Origin of the sequence: Photobacterium sp. Hal280, from assembly GCF_037162255.1 — a bacterium.
In the GTDB taxonomy this organism is placed as follows: domain Bacteria; phylum Pseudomonadota; class Gammaproteobacteria; order Enterobacterales; family Vibrionaceae; genus Photobacterium.
On the sequence record NZ_JARLUO010000001.1, the window covers coordinates 384,560 to 403,492 of the forward strand.

Here is an 18,933-nt window from a genome sequence, read left to right on the forward strand (position 1 = left end):
TCGAAACAGCCAATGTCTCCCGCTTCGCTTAAATTACAATCTCCATCACGAATACCTGTTTGTTTTATGTACAGTAAATATGCTTTATTAGGCATCACTGCCAGTTTTACTATATTCTTTTGAATTAAATTCTATTGACATTTTTATCACTCACATCTTGTGGTTAGGCTGAATTTTGTTTATTTCGCTCATCAAAAAAAGGAACCTAAGATGATAAAAACGTCAGTATTAGCACTCGCATTGTCAGCTGTCTTTGCTGCACCTGCGATGGCTATTCCTGCTGCAGACCTGGACCAGCTTGGTCAGGGGTTGGATGTGACTTACACCGTTTTGGATAACACTCAGGATGACTGGGTCACCTTCCGCGCTAAAATCGATTTCACAAACCAAAGCAGTAAAACATTGCCAGCGACGGGTTGGTCAATTTACTTCAGCCATATCCGTATGGTTGAAAGTGTCTTAACCGACCAGGTGAAAATCAGCCATGTCAATGGTGATATGTTCAAGATCGAGCCAACCGCAAACTTTGTCCCTCTGGCTCCCGGACAGTCGCTTGCCATTGAGTTTGACGCTGCAAACTGGCAGGTAGCAAAAACGGACGTAATGCCGAACTGGTATTTTGTGTCTGAAGATCAGGGGCAGACCATCACGTCACTGATCACCAGTACCAGTAACCGCGTGAATGGCCTGGTCCCGACTAAACCATCAGAAGAACTCCCATTCGTGGCTGATTTTTCAACACCACAGCAATGGAAACGTTATGGAAGTGCTGCCATAACCGATTTTTACGATCCTTTTACCGCACAAGACAGATACCAGCGTAATGCGGATCTCAATATCATCAGCAATGCCAGCGGTGTTATCCCTACGCCAGCCGAAATGACGCTTGGCGCCGGTGATGTCACACTGGATTCAACCTGGGTTATCGTCTACGGCAATGGTTACGAAGATCAGGCCATGTTCCTGGCCAATCAGTTAGGTGTAACCGCAGTGCCCTGGTCGCCCACGACACAAAAACGTATCAATATGGGCTGGAGCCAGGTCAACATCAATGGCGTACAAAAATGGGAAGAGGCGTACAATCTTAACGTCGACGCCGCTAACGAGATCATCACCATAGGGGCAGCGGATGCAGCAGGGGCACTGTACGCTTCCCAGTCCTTGTTGCAATTAATTGATGGCAATCAAGTTCCGGCAGTACAGATTGCTGATGCCCCTCGCTTTGCTTACCGTGGTTTCTCGGTCGATGCAGTCCGCAATTTCCGTACTAAAGATGCGATTATCCAGTTGCTCGATCAAATGGCCGCATTCAAGCTAAACAAACTCCATCTGCGTCTGGCTGACGACGAAGGCTGGCGCATAGAAATTCCAGGTCTGCCTGAACTGACAGATGTTGGCGCAACACGCTGCCATGATCCGGAAGAAAAAACCTGTCTGTTACCTTTCCTCGGTGCGGGTCCGGCAGGTTCACCTGAATCAAACGGCTATTACACAACCGCGGACTATCAGGACATTCTTAGCCATGCCGCTGCCCTCAATATTGAAGTCGTACCAGAGATCGATATTCCAGGACACGCACACGCCGCAATCAAGGCGATGGAAGCCCGCTATGATCACTACGCGGCACAAGGAAACATGGCGGAAGCGAACAAATATCTTCTGACCGATTTCAACGATACCACTCAGTACCTGTCGGTTCAGATGTTCACAGACAACGCCATCAATGTGTGTATGGAATCGTCTTATAACTTTGTCGATGCCGTCGTGAGTGGCCTTGTCAGCCTCCATCAGGGCGTTCAGCCACTCAAAACCTTCCACTTCGGCGGTGACGAAATTGCTGGCGCGTGGGTTAACTCGCCTGCGTGTCTGGATTTCATTGCCAATAACACTGATGGTGTCAGCAGCGTCTCGGATCTGAGCCGTTACTTTGTCGAACGTATTTCTGTGATCACTGCCAACTATGGTCTGGATATGGCTGGCTGGGAAGACGGACTGATGCACGATGGTCAGGTTTACCCACGCTCCGAAATGGCAAATAGCCAGCTCTGGGGTAACGCATGGCAGAATATCTGGGAATGGGGTGTCGCTGATCGCGCTTATAACCTGGCCAATAACGACTATAAAGTCGTCTATAACCATGCGAGCCACCTGTACTTTGATCACCCGTATGAGCCCGATCCAAACGAGCGTGGCTACTACTGGGCACCACGCTTTACCGACACCCGTAAAACCTTTGGTTTCATGCCAGATGACGTGTTCGCCAATGCTGACTTCACTCGCGCCGGTGCACCCATCACCAAAGCAGAAGTGGTGGCTTTAGCGGGTGTGAAAAAGCTGCTCAAGCCTGAAAATGTTCTGGGTCTTCAGGGATCGCTCTGGGCCGAAACTGTCCGTACCGAAGACCAGTTTGAAGGGATGATCTTCCCTCGCGTACTGGGTTTGGCTGAACGCGCCTGGCACACGGCGACATGGGAAGCCAATGACAACGCAGGCATTGCGCTGGATGAAACCGGACGTAACGCCGATTACAACCAGTTTGCCAACCTGCTGGGTCAGAATGTGCTGCCCAAACTGGAGCAAGCGGGTATCGCGTTTAACCTGCCGGTTCCAGGCGGTGTGATTGAGAATGGTGTCCTTCAAGCCAATTCGACTTTCCCGGGGCTGACGATTGAGTATTCAACCGATCAAGGCGCGAGCTGGCAGTCGTACGACCATCTCAACCCACCCGCTGTCGCGGCAGGTGTCCAGCTGAGAACCATTTCAGGTCAGCGAACCAGCCGGGTGACAACGGTTCACTAAGACCATACTACCGACTCACAGAGCTCCTGCGGGAGCTCTGTTTTATTTCAATCCTGACTGGCCCTAATCTTATTCTGACCATACCGCCAGTTCATTACCGCTTGGTTCAGTGAAGTGAAAACGTCTGCCGCCCGGAAATGAAAATATCGGCTTCACAATCACCCCGCCCGCGGCGATCACCGCCTGCTCAGTCGCTTCTAAATTGTCGCTGTAAATCACAATCAGCGCGCTGCCTTTCTCAACCTGAGAAGACAATGGCGCGGCATAAAATCCCCCATCCAGCCCCTGCTCTGCAAATGCGGCGTATTCGTCACCATAGTCCATGAATGACCAGCCAAAAACGCGCTCAAAAAATGCCTTTGTCTTGGGTATGTGACTGGCCGGAAACTCAACATAGTTAATTTGATGGTGCTTATTCACTGGCTCTGCTCCTTAATGGCTGATTTCAATATGCATCAACAACAACATCTTAGCTGAGTTTGCGTCTGTCAACTCGTCTGTCATCAAATTCGTGTAATTCTTTTGCTTTCTGCGAAACAACAGGGTTAGAATGACCAGCGCGAAAAAGTGCTTAAGTATATCGCTTCAGTACATCGCATCAGATTAAGAGATACGTTAGTCGGGGAGCCGGAAGGCTGAGACCACAGAGTGGGACCCGTTGAACCTGATCCAGTTAATACTGGCGTAGGGAACTAGCAGAATGCCTGTCACCTTCTCATCCTGACCACAGGATGCTCGCGAAGTGTAACCCGGCGACTGTTCGTCACCCCTGCGCAATCAAACAATGATTTTGATAGCAAGGGATGCCGATGAACACGTCCACAATGACCAAACCTTCTCCGCTAAATCATGCTGTCCGTACCCCAATTACACTGACCATTGCCGGTTCAGACAGCGGTGGCGGCGCGGGCATTCAGGCAGACATTAAAGCGATTTCAGCGACAGGCGGCTATGCCTGTTCCGTCATCACTGCGCTGACGGCGCAAAATACGCTGGGTGTCTCCAACATTTTTCCTGTCAGTCCAGCGTTTGTTGAACAGCAATTGGATGCGGTTTTCAGTGATCTCGACATCCGGGCTGTCAAGATAGGCATGCTGAGTGATGCCGGTATCATACAAGCCGTTGCAAAAAAGCTTCGCCAGTACCAGCCTGAATTTATCGTTCTGGACCCTGTTATGGTGGCCACCAGCGGGGATCTGTTACTGAAAGAAGATGCTATCACTACGCTGAAAAATGAACTGATCCCTTTAGCCACGCTGATAACCCCCAACTTGCCCGAGGCTGTCACGCTCACGCACTCGACTGGCCGGCATATCGATCCATCAACCCTGCAGCAGAGCGATAAAGAAGAGCTTATTGAGCAACTCAAAGCTATCACCACCAATGCTGTATTGCTGAAAGGCGGACACTGGGAACAGGACACATTCAGTACCGATTATCTGATCACAAGTAGTGACACCGTCACTATTTCTGCCAAGCGAATCGCCACCCGAAACACCCATGGAACAGGATGCACCTTATCCGCCGCGATTGCTTCCTACCTCGCACAAGGGTGCCCCCTCACTGAGGCTGTCCATAAAGGTAAAGAGTACCTGACCCAGGCACTGTGTCATGCCGACCAACTCAGCATTGGTCAGGGACACGGGCCAGTCCATCACTTCTATGCACTTCATCCGTCAAGGAATCAACGATGAATACAGTGAAGTCCTCGCCCGACACTCAGCCTCATTGCTTGGGGGTCAGCGTAAAACAGCTCACATTGTCCTTTTCAGGTCAAGCTGACCCTTTATTCAGTCAGCTGGATCTAACACTTCAGGCCGGAAAATGGCATTGCATTCTTGGTCAGAGTGGCTGCGGTAAAACCACGCTGTTGCGGCTTCTCGCCGATTTGTTACCGAAAGATGTGGCATGGCAGGGCGAGCTGTCAACATCCGATGCCCGGCGTATGAGTGATCGTGTCGCCTATATGGCGCAACAGGATCTGCTGCTGCCCTGGTTAAATGTACTGGACAATGTCTGCTTCAGTTTCAGGCTTCAACAAGGGAAAGCCAGTGAAGCCGTGCAGGAGCGCGCAATTCAGCTTCTCCGGCAGGTCGGGTTAGGTGAAAAATTGCACGCCCGCCCATCGCAATTGTCAGGGGGAATGCGACAGCGTGTCGCGCTTGTGCGCACCTTAATTCAGGACAAACCCCTGGTGTTCATGGATGAACCGTTTTCCGCCCTGGACGCCGTGACAAGGTATAAACTCCAGGATCTCGCCGCTGAGTTGCTCGCTCAGCGCACTGTCCTGCTGATTACTCATGATCCTCAGGAAGCATTAAGGCTGGGTCATCACCTGTTTTTAATGCAAGGCAAACCGGCGCGGTTAAAGCATTTGCCCGTTCCCGATGGCGCACCGCCGAGAACCATCAACGCAGAACTGGCCGTCAAACAACAAGCCATTATCGAGCAACTTTCCGGCCAGGGTGAGCGCAATGTCACATGAACTCGCAGAAAAACGGGTTGTCACAACGATGAATTTTCGGCCGTTTTTTCATCATCCCCTGAGTCGTCTGGCGATCAGCTCGGTGTTTCTGATCGGTTTCTGGCAGGGTATTGTCAGCCTGTTTCAGCTTCCCGGCTTTATTCTGCCGGAGCCACTCGCCGTATTTCGTAAATTAATTCAGCGCCATGATGTCCTGCTCAGCCATGCCAGTGTCACTATCAGCGAAATTGTGCTGGGGTTAGTCTTCGGGCTTGGCATTGGTCTTATCTGCGCGCTATTCATGCTGCTTTTTAATCCGGTGAAACGCTGGCTGCTACCAATGCTGATCGCCAGTCAGGCCATTCCCGTTTTTGCGATTGCCCCTATTCTGATGCTCTGGCTGGGCTATGGCATTGCATCCAAAGTGGTGATGGCGGCCATTATCATCTTCTTTCCGGTGACAACCTGCTGCTATGACGGTTTGCGACACACCCCCCAGGGCTATTTAGATCTCGCGAAAACAATGAATGCCACAACATGGCAGATGTTATGGCATATCAGGTTGCCGGCGGCACTGCCCGCCCTGGCCTCAGGAATACGGGTTGCCGTGGTGGTCGCCCCCATTGGTGCTGTTGTCGGAGAATGGGTTGGCGCCAGTGAAGGGCTCGGCTACCTCATGCTGCAAGCCAACGCCCGGATGATGATCGATGAAATGTTTGCCGCCTTGCTGATTTTAGCCGGGCTCTCTGTGTCGCTGTATTTTGCGACAGATTATCTGCTGAAACGTGCTATCCCCTGGATGCCAGAAAATAGCCAGTCCCAATAAAATTCATAATACATAAGGAAAATGACAGATGACTTACTTACCGGCCCGAAGTGCCATTGCCCTTGCCATCGCCAGTGTTGCCAGCCAGGCCCAGGCCAAAGACATGACCTTAATGCTGGACTGGTTTGTTAACCCGAATCACGGCCCGATCATTATTGCGCAGAAAAACGGCTTGTTTGAAGAGCAAGGTTTAAACATTAAGATTCAGGAGCCCGCAGACCCTTCCATGCCGGCCAAACTGGTCGCGGCAGGAAAAGTGGATTTGGCGATCTCTTACCAAACCAGCCTGACGATTGATGTGGCTGCAGGGCTGCCGCTCATCAGGGCGTCAACATTAATCGCAACACCGCTCAACACCTTGATGGTGCTTGATAATAACAAAATCAATACCATGGCTGATTTGAAGGGCAAGACAATCGGTATCGCCATTGCCGGCAATGAAGAGGCAACCGTCGGCACGATGCTGAAAACAGCAGGCGTCAATTTCACTGACGTTAAGATTGTGAATGTCGGATGGGCGCTTTCCTCATCACTCGCCTCCGGTAAAGTTGATGCGATTTGGGGCGGATTACGCAATTTTGAATCGAACCAGCTGGCACTGGAAGGGTATAAAGCAAAATCTTTCTTCCCGGAAGAGCATGGCGTGCCTCCCTACGACGAGCTGGTAGTGGTGGCCAATAAAAACCAGTACAACGCAGACGATCTGAAAAAGTTTAATCTCGCCGTAGAGAAAGCCACACAGTACCTCATCAATCACCCGGATAAAGCCTGGCAAACTTTCATTTCCTATTCTCCCGACACATTGAATAACGAGCTAAACAAACTGGCCTGGCGCGATACGTTACCTCGTTTTGCCCTCCGCCCTGCTGCCGTGGATCAGGAACGCTACAACCAGTTCTCCGCGTTTATGTATCAACACAAAATTATCGACAATGCACCGGCAGCAAAAGACTTCGTGCCCACCTTTTGATTTCAGCACTAACCCCACGTTGACAGGGATGGAATAACAAATGAAACATCACGATTTAATTGATGCCTGCCAGGATGACTGGCAAGCATATACCCATCACCACTTTGTGACACAACTGGCGCAAGGGTCTTTGGATTCAGCAGCCTATCTGCATTACTTAAAACAGGACTTCCTGTTTCTGAAACATTATGCCCGTGCTTATGCCCTGGCCATTTATAAAGCAACAACCCTGGAAGACATGCGCCGCCCGCTGCCCAGTTTACAGGCGCTGATCGGCAGTGAAATGCATCACCATGTGACCTATTGCCAGCAATGGGGGCTAACTGAATCAGACATGGAAGCCGAAGCTGAAGATGTAGGAACCGTGGCCTATACAAGGTATGTCCTGGACACAGGTATGGCCGGTGACCTCACGGACTTATTTACTGCGCTGGCCCCATGCGCGATCGGCTATGCCATGATTGGTGAAAGGCTGATACAAGCCTCAGACACCCGTATTCAGGGCAACCCTTACGCCAGCTGGATTCAGCTCTATGGCGGCGACAGCTTCCAGCACGATGTGCAAGCAAGCATCCGGCACTTGAACGATCTGCTTGAGCCAGTGCAGCTGGCAAGTCCTCGGGGCCAGCAGCTGATCAACATTTTCCGAACGGCTACCCGGATGGAAATTGCTTTCTGGCAGCAGGGGCTGGACGCTGCTTAACCTGGCCTGTGCCGGGGGCCGGTATCGGCCCTCTTCATGCCATCGTTTGAAGGAAATTCGGTTTCGCGACAATTTTTCTTTTAAATTCAGATTACAAGACGGCTGGATTCACAGATCTGGCCTATCTTGTAAACATGCTTTGTTTCCGTAAACACACTATTTGCAGGGCAGCAGCATGGCAACAGAAAGTAAGCAAGTCGCCGTCATCGGGCTCGGTCGGTTTGGTATGGCACTTTGCCTTGAACTCAATCAGCAAGGTGCCGAAGTTCTGGCTATCGACATGAATGAAGATCTGGTGCGTAAAGCCGCAGATCATGTCACGCAGGCTATCGTCGCCGATTGCTCTAATGAAGATACGGTGTCTGAGCTCAAACTGGATGATTACGATATCGCCATGGTGGCTATTGGCGATAACGTGAACGCCAGTATTCTGACCACCCTGATCTTGAAAGAGTCAGGTGTGAAGCAGGTTTGGGTCAAAGCCAAAGACAGGTATCACGCAAAAATACTGCATAAGATTGGCGCAGATCGTGTCGTGATGCCAGAAACGGAAATGGGACAACGCATTGCCCGTATCATGCTTGATACCCGTATTTTCCATTACCTCGAACTGGGCAGCGGACTGGCCGTTGCCGAAGTGGTGGTGCTAACCACCATGATGGGAAACCCGATTTCTTCTCATCCTTGCTGTCAGGGACAACACACCCACCTTTTAGCATTAAAACGAGGACCAGAACTTCGGCCTCAGCCAGCAAAAGACACCAGAATGGAAATCGGCGATATTCTGATCATCGCTGGTCCGGAATCAGAACTCAGCGAATTGTTTAAACGCATATGAAAGGTTTCGTTGGCAAAGGCGGAATATTTCACCTGAAAACACCGCATAAGCAATCACCTTGGTCTGAACCGAAGATCATTATTGTCAGTTTCCTTTCTATTCTGTTACCTGCCTCGGTACTGCTGACCTTGCCTCTCTTTTCTCAGACAGGCTTAAGTTTTGTCGATGCGCTGTTTACCGCCACGTCAGCCATCAGTGTCACAGGGTTAGGCGTTGTCGATACCGGTACGCATTTTACGCACAGTGGAAAAGTGCTGCTGATGATTCTGATGCAGATCGGCGGGCTGGGACAGATGACATTATCAGCCGTGCTGCTTTACCTGTTTGGCGCGCGGCTCAGTCTCAAACAGCAAGCTGTCACGAAAGGTGCTTTAGGACAAGAGAGCTCGATCAATATTCGTCGTCTGGTCATCCTCATCATGCTGTTTACGTTAGTTGCTGAAACATTAGGAACCCTCATTCTTGCTGTCAGGTGGGTGCCTGAATTTGGTTGGTCCGAAGGGCTTTTTACTGCGGTATTTCATGCCATCTCTGCTTTTAACAATGCTGGCTTTTCACTGTTTTCTGACAGTATGACAAGGTATCAGGACGATACCCTGCTTCTGATGACTATCTCTTTGCTGTTTATCTGCGGCGGTCTGGGTTTCACTGTGGTTGCAGATTTGTTCAAGTGGTCAAAAACACAACATCACAAACTGCGTTTGCATTCTAAACTCATGCTGATTGCCACGCCGGTGCTGCTGTTGTCCGGTACTTTGCTGTTCTGGATACTTGAAAAGAATAATCCCGCCACACTTGGGCACTTACCACCCGGTTTGCAGTGGATGAATGCATTCTTCCAGTCCGCGACTGCCAGAACCGCCGGATTTAACTCTGTGGACATCTCGCACTTTTCGCAACCCGCGCTATTGGTCATGATGGCGTTGATGTTGATTGGCGCGGGGTCGACATCAACCGGTGGGGGGATCAAAGTATCCACTTTCGTCGTGGCAGTCCTGGCTACAGTCACCTTTTTGCGTCAGCACAATCATGTTGTGTTGTTTAAACGGACAATCGCCTGGAGCACAGTGCTCAAATGCCTGGCAATTATTGTTGTCAGCGGCTTAATACTCATACTGGCCATGTTTTTATTAATGCTGACTGAGAAGGCATCGTTCGAGCGGGTCATGTTTGAGACAATATCGGCTTTCTCAACCGCAGGGTTAAGTGCAGGACTGAGCGGATCACTGTCGGAGCCAGGTAAAATCATTATGGTGATTGTGATGATCACCGGTCGTATCGGTCCGCTTACACTGGCATATCTGCTTGCGAGACCGACGACGACCCAACTGAAGTACCCTGAAGATAACGTCTATGCTGGTTAGTGGTATTTGTTACCCGCCTGATTCTGCAATGCCAGCAGACTAAGCAGCACATCAACGCCGTTATCCACCAGTTCATACTGACGGGCTTTTCCCAGGACCCTGATACCCTGCATTTGCATGACCAGAAAATGACTGAATTGCTTCGCATCTGTGGTCAGACTCCATTCGCCCTGCTCCTGCGCGTTTTGAATCGCCGTCTGAAACCGGCCGGCCAGTGCGTGAAATAATACGCCGCCCGTCGCCAGTACACTTTCATCGCAGTGTGCGCGTTCAAGTAAAGCATTCTGCATAAAGCACCCGCAAGTCTGTTCACGCTGCAGTGACGCAAACCGTTTCAGATAAGCCACAATGTCCTCGTACCCTGCTTTCTCGTGCAGCAGTTGATGAAGAGGCGGAAATGACACTGTCTTTAAATAATAATCTAACGCTTCGCTGAATAAGCTCGCTTTATCTGTATAGGTGTTATAGAGACTGAAGCGGTTAATACCCAGACACTCCACCAGATCCGAGACCGATGTATCTGCATAACCTTTAAGCCAAAAAAGCTCCATTGCCTGAATCAGCTTTTCTTCTCTGTCAAAATTTTTGGTCCTAGCCATATTCTTATCTCTCAGGGTGCTATTTTTGTTCTGTCACACTTGACGTAAAGCACTTCAATCACTTAGATTTTATTCTAACTGATCATTCCGTTAAAGAGAAAACCATGAAAATCTACGAACTAGCTCCATCGCCAAGTGCTCGCCGTGTCAGTATCTTCCTTGCGGAAATGGGCCTGAACGTTGAACGAATTTCAATTGATATTCGCAGCGGTGAAAACTTATCAGATACTTTTCAGGCTAAAAGCCAGAACGGACTGATACCTGTTCTTGAACTCGATGACGGTACCACGATTAGCGAGTCTGTCGCTATTTGCCGGTACTTCGATGAAACTCATCCCAGTGAAAACTCTTTATTTGGGAGTACACCGCTGGAAAAATCGCAAGTGGAGATGTGGCAAAGAATCGTGGAATTCAAAGGCTTATTCGTTGCCATGCAAGCGTTCAGAAATCTGACAGGCGTCTATAAAGACAGAGAAACCTGTGTGGAATCCTGGGGAGAAGTGTCGCGTCAGCGGCTCATGGCATTTCTGCCGTCGCTGGAGAAACGACTCTCCGAATCAGCGTTTGTCGCCGGCGAGAGATTTACCATTGCTGACATTACCGCATACGTCATGTGTAATTTCATGAAAAATTTAGATATAAACCTGGATGCATCTCTACCGCACCTGCAGGCTTGGTTTGAAAAGGTCAGCCAGCGGCCATCAGTTCGTCAGTAATCCCCCTTTATCATGAGACCTTGTATTGCGATCACACAGAACGGCCACAATTTCAGCCTGTTCCGGGAAGGATGGTAATTGAAGTATGGATTAGACTCTGATCGCATTCAAAGTAATGAGTGGCGGTTTGCCACTCATTGCTCATCCGCAGATCATTCCCCGCGCTGCCACCATTGCGGCACGATTGTACAGTTGGCAGTTTCGCTCGACAGCCAGCAGTGCTCACCTTCGATGGTCAGCTGCAGCTGCATGCTTCTCTCTACCATACCCTCCAGGCATTCGAGTACGGCATCTTCAATGAACACCACGGATACATTTTTTAATTGCGCCGCCTTTGATTTCATCGACTGCCACCAGATAGGGGCAGCATTATCACCATAAGCGTAAATGACGACCTGATCTGCTTTCTGCGAGGCACGGCGAAGCCTTTTTTCATCTGGCAGTCCGAGTTCCAGCCAAAGCTCAATGCCGTCATGCAGGTTTTTTAGCCATAGATCAGGTTCATCGGTGTCACATAAGCCTTTGGTAAAAGTCAACGCCTCGTCGGCATGTAAACCCCACGCCACTAAGCGCAGCATTAAACGTTGCAGGGTTTCTGAAGGATGGCAGGCCAGCGTATGTGAACCGTCCAGATAACGACCCCGGTCGAGATCGGCGACATTGATATGTGCTTTGTAAATGGTGGCTTTCAGAGCCATATTTGGGCTTCTCAGTAAAAATCAAAATGGAATATTCAGTATCGCAATGCTGCAAAGCGTTGATTCATCGCTTCAAGGGCATTGGCAACCTGTTGACATTCCAATGTTACACGTTCATCAGAGAATTCACTAAACCCATTTACATAATATTCTTGTGAATTAGCCAGTTTCGATTGCCAGGCAATCAAATCGACTTTAGGGAGTTGCTTTTTCACCACTAACCGCCCGGCCTGAATATATTCTAAGGCAAGGCGAGAATATTCAATGTATTGATGATTAACCTGCATTCTCGTTTGTTCCATGCTGCGGGTACATGCCTGCAGCACTGCGTCTTTTAACATAAAAGTCGTGTACAAATTGATTAAACGTTGTGCATTTTCGCCCAGTGGCTGACCTGGTACCGGATGTGCTGTGATACCCGCGGCATAGGCAGGAACAGTTATGGTTGCCGTCAGCAGGCTGACGCCCAGCAATCGATGATGAATCCATGATGATTTCACGAAAATCCCCTACTTCTACGCAATGACAATAATCTCGGCACGCGCTTGATCAGAGCGCACCAACAAAGTAGTCGGGGAATAACTCAGCAATGGCGATTTGTTCAGCAGCCAGCGCCTCTTTCGTCGATTTAGGCAGTTGCTTTATTTTATATTCAAGCTGCATCGCATTGCGTTTATCCCCAACCCGTGAGCACCAGGCAAGTGTCAAGGGGCTTTTTCCTTTCAGGAAACGCGCCCCTTTCTTACCGGATTGGTGTTCGGATAAACGACGGAAAACATCCGTCGTTACTCCACAATATAGGCGATTACAGCGTGTACGTATTAAATAGACAGACCAGATTGGTGCAGGATCACGCTTATTCACATAACTCTCTGATTTTATCTTTCAGTGCTGATACTTCATCTCTCAATGCGACAACTTCGCTTTCCAGCAACGCCAGCCTGTCTTCCAAGGCATCACTGTATGAACTGTCTGACACATGATGAACGCTGTCTGCTACATCAGAAGAGATAGCCGAAAAATCATCACCGCTAAACAGATGCATATACCGGCTATCGCGCTTCCCGGCCTCACGTGGCAGCCTGAGTACAAAAGGCCCTTTACCGCCTTCAGCCAGCGCAGTGAGAACATTCTCAGCTTCCTTCACATCAGCAAAATGACATAAGCGATTCGTGCGGGTACGAATTTCTCCTGCCGTCTGCGGGCCTCTCAGCAGCAAAACACAGATAATGCCCTTTTCTTGTTCAGAGAACTGCAGTGTGCTGAATTCAGTGTTGCAAAAGCGGTGCTGGTATTTCGCCACACGGCTGCCAAACCCGGTGATTTCCTGAATGAAGCGCTTTGCTTTCAGACTCTCAAGCGTGTCCATGACCTCTGCCTCATTCAGCGACATGACAGGGTCGCGGTTACTTTTTTGATTGCAGGCAGTCGTCAGTGCATTCAGGGTTAATGGATACTGATCCGGCGTCGTGACTTCTTTTTCCAGCAGACAGCCAATCACTCGGGCTTCAATTTGGGTAAGGGACATATCCATACTTTTTGATCCTTTCTTCTTATCAATATCTGGCAACGATGCCGACAGGCATGATGTGAAGAGAGATTAGCATGGTCATATAATCCGACAAGCGGAAAAGTCCCATCAGGTCAGAAGGTGACCGAGTCAATGCATTAGCCGCTGTGTGCTCAAGTGAATTCAGCGGCAATGTAACAATTTCGGCCTTGTTCTTTTGCCTTATACAGCACCTTATCAACAATTTGATACACGTATTCAGGCGACTCCAACCCGGTTGGCGTCCAGGAAGCCATACCCTGGCTGACAGTAATTATCTTTGCTGTTGGGGAATACTGATGCGGGATTTCCAGACTTTCTATACATTTTTTCAGTCGTTCGCATTCTTTCACTGCCCGAGACTGCTCACAATAACTTAATAAAACAACAAACTCTTCACCGCCATAGCGGGCAACCAGCTCACCGGCGCGGCTAAAGTTATCTTTCAGCGCTTTCGCAACTAACTGCAGACAGCGATCGCCTTCTAAATGACCATAATGATCGTTATAAGATTTGAAATGATCGACATCAATCATAATCATAGTCAGTGGTTGATTTTTACGGCCATGTAATGCAATAAACTCTGCCAGCTTCTGATCCAGATACCGGCGATTCGCTATCTTCGTCAGCCCGTCTTCATTGACTTGTTCAGACAGTTTCTCGTTTGCCAGCTTGAGTTGCTCAGAGGCACTTTTCAGCTGATGGCGCATATTTGCAATTCGTTGCATCGCTTTGAGTTTAGAGACCAGTACCGTTTTATCGACTGGCTTCACCAGATAATCATCGCCCCCCATATCAATGGCTTTTGCAATCATTTCAGGTTCTTCATGACCACTCAAAAAAATTATCGGTACCCACTCGGTATGCTGAATACGAAGCTGCCGGACCACCTCGACACCATCCATATCAGGCATACTGATATCCATCAGTACCAGATCAGGTTCAAAAGCAGAATAACGCGCAATCGCTTCTACGCCAGACCCAACGGCTTCAACGCTATGACCAAGTCGCTGCAGCCGCATTGCCAATTGCAGGCGCTCGACCTGAACATCATCCACCAGCAATATCCGCATTGCATCCATCAGGTTATCCTATTGAATTTATTTATTATTAGCTTAATCCATTTATAGCACACAGTATTGGCTAAGTGACTTATCATTCCCCAACATCGGTCACAACCTCTCAATTTATTTCCAGCTCTCTGCTTGCCGGTTTTGGTCTGAACATCACATTGTCAATACCCCGGTCAGTATCTCTGCCTCCAACGGGGAAAAGTCATCTATATTGACTTTTGGTGCCATGTCATTAGGATTCGCTTCCTTTACTTTTTACATGCTTAGGAATTTGTATGTCTGAGATTGAAAAACAAGACCTGGATCAGGTTGAAAACACAGAATACACGCTGGATGATTGTTCACCTGAACTGCGCCAGGTTGTTGAATTCGAAAAAGTACCTGACGAGCTGCTCAACATGCTGATCAATGTGTATAAAGTCTCAGAGACGACATCACGTGAAGCGTGGGATGAGCTGCCTGGCAGCGCGCAAAACATTTTAGACAACTTTGAGCAATTTCATGCGCTTGTTGCTTTAAGTCAAAGCTATGCCGGCGTTGACTTTCTGACCGAAATGCAAGAAACACAACTGCCGGATCACATGAGTGATGAAGAGCAAAGTGAATACAAAGCAGTGCTGCTTGATAAAGTGCTGCGCAATTGTGTGAAAGACCTGTGCAAGCAATTGAAACAGGCTCGCCGTCACCCGCCAATGAAGAAAGAATTCCAGGCGATCTTTAATCAGTAACATTCAGGGGGCATCATGCTCCCTGTGCTTTCCTGTTTTCCCTGTCAGTACAAACCTGACCGCCATCTCAGCAACTTTCTCAATCGAACATTGTTTATATGAGTTCTTGAGATAACCGACTCTTTGCTTATACTGATTGCTTTTATGGCAGATATTTATCTCACATGACTGTTCATTTATTGAAACTGACTCGACGTCCGTTGTTACTCTTACTGGCATTGATCGTATCCGGTTGTGCAACGTATGCAGGATTTAATCTCGACCAGATATACGGCAAGCCAGTACCGCAGACAAGAATTCTGCCCGCTGAAGCCAGCCTGGCTCAACGGTATCTCAATGAAGTCAAACCTTTGGTGGAAAATCGCTGCGTGGTTTGTCACGCCTGTTACGATGCACCCTGCCAGTTAAAAATGTCGTCTGCCGAAGGGATAGACAGAGGCGCAAACAAAGAAAAAGTCTATCAGGGCACGCGTCTGATTGCCGCGAACACCACGCGCATGTTCGTGGACGCCCACAGCACTGAGGAGTGGCGCCAAAAGGGATTCTCTGCGGTACTGAACGAACGAGTGCAAAGCGCTGAGGCGAATACCCAGCTCAGCGTTATTTCAAGAATGCTCATGCTGAAGCAAAACCATCCTCTGCCCGATGAGAAGGTTTTGTCTGGCAACTGGGATTTCTCTCTGGACAGAAATGAGCAATGTCCGACCATTGAGGAAATGTCGGCTTACGAGCAGAGTTATTCACTATGGGGCATGCCATACGGGTTGCCTCAGCTGGCAGATGATGAAAATCAGCTCCTGATGGACTGGGTTGCCGCCGGTGCGCCGATGGCAACGCAATATGAGATACCTCAAGCCGTCAAACCTCAAATAGCAGAGTGGGAAGCATTTCTCAATGCAGATGATTTCAAACATCAGCTGACCTCCCGCTATCTGTATGAACACTGGTTTGTTTCGCATCTCTATTTTCCTGATGCAGAGCAATCATCTGAGCACACTCCATTTTTCAGGATTGTACGTTCACGCACAGCACCAGGAAAACCAGTCGATCTCATTGCCACCCGTCGTCCTTTTGATGATCCGGGCGTTCAACGGGTTTATTACCGCATTCTGCCGGTTCGGGAATCCATTACAGACAAAACCCATATGCCATTTGCTCTGACCGGCGAACGCATGGCCCGCCTGAAAGCGCACTTCATTGAACCAAATTATACGGTGAGCGCCCTGCCCGGCTATACCCCGGAGCTGGCTGCTAATCCCTTGCTCGCCTTTGAGCAACTGCCTGTTGGTGCCCGTTACCGGTATATGATCGACAATGCTCAGCACACGATTATGGGGTTCATCAAAGGACCTGTCTGCCGTGGCCAATTGGCATTGAATGTGATCAACGACAGATTCTGGGTTGTCTTTGTCGATCCAGATATCGCTGATTCACCGCAAGTGGCAGCCTTTTATGCCACTCAGGCCGATAATCTTCGCTTGCCGGCAGAGAAAAACAGCACCACCTTGCCACTGCATAACTGGGTGACATACTCAAAGCAACAAGGACGGTTTCTGAGGGCAAAAAATGCCTATCTCAATGATGCTTTCAAAAATGGCCAGCATCTGACGACCGATTTAATCTGGGATGGCGACGGCGCCAACGATAACGCTGCCCTGACTATTTTCCGTCATTTTGACAGTGCAACCGTCGTGAAAGGCTTGGTGGGTGAGCACCCCAAAACCGCTTGGGTATTAGACTATTCGTTGATTGAGCGTATCCACTACCTGCTTGTTGCGGGTTTCGATGTGTACGGCAACTTTGGTCACCAGTTGCTGACCAGAATGTATATGGATTTCCTGCGGATGGAAGGTGAGTCAAACTTCCTGTCGCTCCTCCCTCCTGCGACGCGTCATAGTGAACTTGCTAATTGGTATCAGGATTCGAACCAAAGCCTGTTGCACTACCTTGAAGGTGATATCAACGATTTCTCACAGCCGTCCGGCATTGAGTATACGACATCTAACCCCAAAGCCGAGCTGCTGGGAATGCTGCAGTCCAAGCTCAAAGATGTCGATCAGAATAACACCCGTTACTCACTGGACAATGTGCAGCTCAGTAAAGCGAGTCTCAATCAGTTACGTGCTCTAGCCCGGATACAAGGCCGCCAGGCCACGCTGTTTCCCGAATTGACCTTCATCATGATTGAGCCAACAGAGCCAAATACACCACCACAGTTGCTGACTCTGGTGCGTAATAGTGCGCACAAAAACATTTCCAGCCTGTTCGACGAGGAGAAAAACCGCCTACCGTCCAACGATGATCTGACACTGGTCAATGGCTTGCTGGGCAGTTATCCAAGCGCATTCTGGCATATCAGAGAAGCTGAACTGCCGGATGTTGTTTCGCAGGCAAAGCGAATCTACAGTGAAGCGGATTACCGGTCACTGCTGGATAACGTCGCCGTTCGTCGTACCGATCCAGCCTTCTGGGCATTCAGCGATAAGTTAAATCAAATCAATCGCCAGAACAGGCCTATTGAAAGTGGTTTGCTGGACTACAACCGCCTGGAAAACCGCTAGTTCCATACAGTTTCTGAACCGGCCCATGTGAAGCGCCCATTGTTGATAAAAAACGCAACTGGCCCACTTCACCTGGGCCGTTTTTTCTTGTTGAAGACCGAAGTGGTACACTCATACGACAGGGGCAGAGATCCCATCTAAAGCAATGTAAGCAGAGAATTATCATGCAAGGTACATTAAGTAAAATGCGTTCATCGCTTGGCGATGTCGTCAGTTATCAGCTGCTGGTTGGAGACCAAACTCTCGATCTGAACCCGCTGATTGGTCATCACCTGCAACTCACTTTCAGCGGCAATATTTTCTGTGATGCCTGCGGAAGAAAAACCAAAAAGAGCTATTCACAAGGGCATTGCTTTCCGTGTATGAAAAAACTGGCCCGTTGTGACATGTGTGTCATGAAGCCAGAAACCTGTCACTATGCGCAAGGCACATGCCGGGAGCCTGAATGGGGTGACTCACACTGCATGGTGCCCCACTATGTGTACCTGTCCAACACTTCCGGCCTGAAAGTCGGGATCACCCGCCATACCCAAATTCCGACACGCTGGATTGATCAGGGCGCCACGCAGGCTTTACCGATACTCAAAGTGAAAAACCGTCATCTTTCCGGGTTAGTTGAGGTTGCATTAGCTGAATTTATTGCCGATAAAACCAACTGGCGGGCAATGCTGAAAGGAGATGCAGAGGCGATCGATTTAGCCGCGGAAGCAGAAAAGCTGCTGCCCGCGATTGAGGAAAAGCTACAGGATTTATTGCTGCATTTTGGCGCAGATTCCATTGAACGTCTTAAAGAAGACATCGTCGAGATTACTTACCCGGTAAGTGCGTATCCTAAGAAAATACAGTCACATAATTTCGACAAAGAGCCTGTGGTTGAAGGGACACTGCTTGGCATGAAAGGTCAATATCTGATCTTCGACACTGGTGTGATCAACGTACGTAAATTCACCAGCTATGAAGTCTCGGTACAGACCAGATAAGCGGAATCACACTGAGCCAGGCAATTGTGGCTGCCTGGCTCAGTAACATTAAAATTGTGCCTTGC

19 protein-coding genes and 1 riboswitch are annotated in these 18,933 nt (G+C 49.2%); of the genes, 12 read left to right on the plus strand and 7 right to left on the minus strand.

Annotation, left to right across the window (positions count from 1 at the left end):
• Positions 1 to 210: 210 nt before the first annotated feature.
• A complete protein-coding gene (locus tag P4S53_RS01880) occupies positions 211 to 2,799 on the plus strand; it encodes a family 20 glycosylhydrolase (RefSeq protein WP_337111113.1) in 2,589 nt (862 codons plus the stop codon).
• Positions 2,800 to 2,868: 69 nt separating this feature from the next.
• Here P4S53_RS01880 and P4S53_RS01885 read toward each other — a convergent pair whose 3' ends face one another.
• On the minus strand, positions 2,869 to 3,219 hold the full coding sequence (locus tag P4S53_RS01885; RefSeq protein ID WP_337111114.1) for a VOC family protein: 351 nt from the start codon (positions 3,217 to 3,219) through the stop codon (positions 2,869 to 2,871).
• 190 nt (positions 3,220 to 3,409) lie between these two features.
• Positions 3,410 to 3,507: riboswitch (TPP riboswitch) on the plus strand.
• A 101-nt stretch (positions 3,508 to 3,608) separates the two neighbouring features.
• On the opposite strand from P4S53_RS01885, the gene thiD reads away from it, so the two are divergent.
• From thiD to P4S53_RS01920, 7 genes are all read left to right on the plus strand, one after another.
• Positions 3,609 to 4,493, plus strand: a complete 885-nt coding sequence (gene thiD / locus P4S53_RS01890; RefSeq protein WP_337111115.1) for a bifunctional hydroxymethylpyrimidine kinase/phosphomethylpyrimidine kinase — start codon at positions 3,609 to 3,611, stop codon at positions 4,491 to 4,493.
• Positions 4,490 to 5,284 carry an ABC transporter ATP-binding protein gene (locus tag P4S53_RS01895; protein WP_337111116.1) on the plus strand — a complete coding sequence of 265 codons (795 nt, stop codon included), beginning with the start codon at positions 4,490 to 4,492 and terminating at the stop codon, positions 5,282 to 5,284. Before thiD ends, P4S53_RS01895 begins: the two co-directional genes overlap by 4 nt.
• 28 nt (positions 5,285 to 5,312) lie before the next feature.
• Complete coding sequence (locus P4S53_RS01900; protein WP_442958635.1) at positions 5,313 to 6,089, plus strand: ABC transporter permease; 777 nt, start codon at positions 5,313 to 5,315, stop codon at positions 6,087 to 6,089.
• A gap of 28 nt (positions 6,090 to 6,117) precedes the next feature.
• Positions 6,118 to 7,059, plus strand: a complete 942-nt coding sequence (locus tag P4S53_RS01905) for an ABC transporter substrate-binding protein (RefSeq protein ID WP_337111117.1) — start codon at positions 6,118 to 6,120, stop codon at positions 7,057 to 7,059.
• Between the two features lie 40 nt (positions 7,060 to 7,099).
• Entirely contained in the window at positions 7,100 to 7,762 is a 663-nt protein-coding gene (tenA, locus tag P4S53_RS01910) for a thiaminase II (RefSeq protein ID WP_337111118.1), read from the plus strand.
• Between the two features lie 175 nt (positions 7,763 to 7,937).
• Positions 7,938 to 8,600, plus strand: a complete 663-nt coding sequence (locus P4S53_RS01915; RefSeq protein WP_337111119.1) for a potassium channel family protein — start codon at positions 7,938 to 7,940, stop codon at positions 8,598 to 8,600.
• A complete protein-coding gene (locus P4S53_RS01920) occupies positions 8,597 to 9,964 on the plus strand; it encodes a TrkH family potassium uptake protein (RefSeq protein ID WP_337111120.1) in 1,368 nt (455 codons plus the stop codon). Before P4S53_RS01915 ends, P4S53_RS01920 begins: the two co-directional genes overlap by 4 nt.
• On the opposite strand, the gene P4S53_RS01925 is transcribed toward P4S53_RS01920, so the two are convergent.
• Entirely contained in the window at positions 9,961 to 10,563 is a 603-nt protein-coding gene (locus P4S53_RS01925; RefSeq protein ID WP_337111121.1) for a TetR/AcrR family transcriptional regulator, read from the minus strand. The two genes, P4S53_RS01920 and P4S53_RS01925, sit on opposite strands and share 4 nt — an antisense overlap.
• A 104-nt stretch (positions 10,564 to 10,667) precedes the next feature.
• On the opposite strand from P4S53_RS01925, the gene P4S53_RS01930 reads away from it, so the two are divergent.
• A complete protein-coding gene (locus P4S53_RS01930) occupies positions 10,668 to 11,279 on the plus strand; it encodes a glutathione S-transferase (RefSeq protein ID WP_337111122.1) in 612 nt (203 codons plus the stop codon).
• Between the two features lie 152 nt (positions 11,280 to 11,431).
• On the opposite strand, the gene P4S53_RS01935 is transcribed toward P4S53_RS01930, so the two are convergent.
• The 5 genes from P4S53_RS01935 to P4S53_RS01955 all read right to left on the minus strand — a co-directional run bounded on the left by P4S53_RS01935 (position 11,432) and on the right by P4S53_RS01955 (position 14,608).
• Positions 11,432 to 11,977, minus strand: coding sequence for a YaeQ family protein (locus tag P4S53_RS01935; RefSeq protein WP_337111123.1), 546 nt, complete (start codon positions 11,975 to 11,977; stop codon positions 11,432 to 11,434).
• A 35-nt stretch (positions 11,978 to 12,012) separates the two neighbouring features.
• Positions 12,013 to 12,477: a hypothetical protein gene (locus P4S53_RS01940; RefSeq protein WP_337111124.1), complete on the minus strand. Its 465-nt coding sequence runs from the start codon at positions 12,475 to 12,477 to the stop codon at positions 12,013 to 12,015.
• Between the two features lie 49 nt (positions 12,478 to 12,526).
• Positions 12,527 to 12,841 carry a GIY-YIG nuclease family protein gene (locus tag P4S53_RS01945; RefSeq protein WP_337111125.1) on the minus strand — a complete coding sequence of 105 codons (315 nt, stop codon included), beginning with the start codon at positions 12,839 to 12,841 and terminating at the stop codon, positions 12,527 to 12,529.
• A complete protein-coding gene (locus P4S53_RS01950; RefSeq protein WP_337111126.1) occupies positions 12,834 to 13,511 on the minus strand; it encodes a YceH family protein in 678 nt (225 codons plus the stop codon). The genes P4S53_RS01945 and P4S53_RS01950 overlap by 8 nt, the downstream gene beginning before the upstream one ends.
• A gap of 149 nt (positions 13,512 to 13,660) precedes the next feature.
• Positions 13,661 to 14,608, minus strand: a complete 948-nt coding sequence (locus tag P4S53_RS01955) for a diguanylate cyclase domain-containing protein (RefSeq protein WP_337111127.1) — start codon at positions 14,606 to 14,608, stop codon at positions 13,661 to 13,663.
• A 266-nt stretch (positions 14,609 to 14,874) separates the two neighbouring features.
• On the opposite strand from P4S53_RS01955, the gene P4S53_RS01960 reads away from it, so the two are divergent.
• The 3 genes from P4S53_RS01960 (at position 14,875) to P4S53_RS01970 (ending at position 18,868) form a co-directional block, all read left to right on the plus strand.
• Complete coding sequence (locus tag P4S53_RS01960) at positions 14,875 to 15,327, plus strand: DUF3069 domain-containing protein (protein WP_337111128.1); 453 nt, start codon at positions 14,875 to 14,877, stop codon at positions 15,325 to 15,327.
• A gap of 164 nt (positions 15,328 to 15,491) precedes the next feature.
• Positions 15,492 to 17,888 (plus strand): fatty acid cis/trans isomerase, encoded by a 2,397-nt coding sequence (locus P4S53_RS01965; protein ID WP_337111129.1) that lies wholly within the window; start codon positions 15,492 to 15,494, stop codon positions 17,886 to 17,888.
• Positions 17,889 to 18,052: 164 nt separating this feature from the next.
• On the plus strand, positions 18,053 to 18,868 hold the full coding sequence (locus P4S53_RS01970) for a DUF2797 domain-containing protein (protein WP_337111130.1): 816 nt from the start codon (positions 18,053 to 18,055) through the stop codon (positions 18,866 to 18,868).
• Positions 18,869 to 18,933: the final 65 nt, after the last annotated feature.